General features: G+C 60.4%; 2 protein-coding genes. Both read right to left on the bottom strand.

Going from position 1 to position 1,467, the window contains the following annotated elements; all coding sequences use genetic code 11:
* On the bottom strand, nt 1-288 hold a 288-nt coding region (locus tag EN879_RS35655), incomplete at its 3' end, for a polysaccharide biosynthesis/export family protein (protein ID WP_206521077.1).
* Nucleotides 289-301: 13 nt separating this feature from the next.
* Complete coding sequence (locus EN879_RS35650; RefSeq protein ID WP_063170851.1) at nt 302-1,174, bottom strand: glycosyltransferase family A protein; 873 nt, start codon at nt 1,172-1,174, stop codon at nt 302-304.
* Nucleotides 1,175-1,467 lie beyond the last annotated feature (293 nt).

Raw genomic sequence — 1,467 nt, 5'->3', positions numbered from 1 at the left:
GTGCTGCATCAGGCGGTCGCCGATCGCGCGGGCGAGGTCGCCGGGGGCGGTGCCCTGCGCGCGTATCTGGCCGACAAATGGAAGGAAGAGCGTGCCGTCGGCACCGACGACGAAACTGTCGTTGAGAGCCGTCCATTCGAAGATCACGTCGCGTGATGCGCGCCATTCGTAGACCTTGAGCCTGACCTTGTCCTGAGGTCCGAGGAGGTACTCGGCAGCCACCGTCGGCAAGGGGCAGGCAGCCGCCGCCAATGAAGCCGCCGCCACTGTCACAAGCCATTTCCGCATTGTCTTCCCACCTTCAGATTTTCAGGATGTATTCGGGTTCGATTCGTCCCATGGCGATGTGCCGGATCGCCAGCATGTTACCCCTGAGCCTGCCCCTGCGATCGATATACGGCTCAGGCCGCAGGCTCTTTGCGAGATTCGCGGCGATATTCCTGAACATCAGCGGAAGAGCGAAAGAGGCCGGAACGGAGCCCTTCCTGATCAGATAGATCGCATTCGCAACCTGGGAGTAGCCGAACCGCTCGCCGCTGACCCGCCCTGTCTTGATACCGAGATGGACGCCCGTGATCGCGGTCACGCAGACCACGCGGCCTTTGGATCTCATTTGGCTGGTGAAGTCGATGTCTTCCTGCCAGCCGTACAAGACGAGGCGCTCGTCGAAGCGCAAGTCGCCCACAAGCGAGGAACGCAAGGACATGTTGCATCCGTATGCTCCGACATGGTCGACCACCGGCGGTCCATCATGTTTTTTGCCCTCGTTTTCCCGCAAGGCGGCTTCGGCATTTTCCCAGGTGAGGCCAGCATTCGTGGCACCGTCCCTGACGACCGTGCCCATCACCACCGCCCATCCGTCATTTTCCACGAAAGCTTTCTCGACCTGCTGCAGATATTCGGCGGACGGAACGAAATCATCGTCGAAGAATGTGATGATGTCGAAGCGCCCCAGGGAAGGTACGAGAGCCCTGTTCCGCTGGGCAGCCAGTCCTTTCGGTCCGAAAACGAGTGACACCTGGAAAGGACAGCTTTCCGGCAGGTCGACATGCGAGGCGTCGGGCGCCGACACTATGACCTCATCAGGAAGCCTCGTCTGGCCGCCCAAATATCCAAGCAAACGCCCGACCTGTCCGCTGCGGCCAAGCGTCGGGATGATCACTATGAGTCTCATGCTCGATCCAGCTTCGGTTCCGCCGAAACCTAGACCGACGAGTGGACCGACACAGCCTGCATAAAAGGAGACGGGAGGAGCCTGGCCTACCGCCGGACACAGGCTTTCGGAGTATCCCGGTGACGGACCACATCCGCAAGTATTAGATGGCCATGCGCCCGTAGCGGTGTGTAGCCGATCGGACAGCTTGCCGGAGCAACGACATGGAATGGAGACTGCCAGCCTTATGAGGCTAGGGGGAACCATGCTCCACGAACGCTCTTCCGATTTGGCCGTCGCTGCCAAGATCGATG

Origin of the sequence: Mesorhizobium sp. M7A.F.Ca.AU.002.02.1.1 (assembly GCF_003998535.1) — a bacterium.
GTDB classification, from domain to species: domain Bacteria; phylum Pseudomonadota; class Alphaproteobacteria; order Rhizobiales; family Rhizobiaceae; genus Mesorhizobium; species Mesorhizobium ciceri.
Note: the sequence above shows the minus strand (reverse complement) of the source record. Positions and strands in the feature narration are given on the sequence as shown.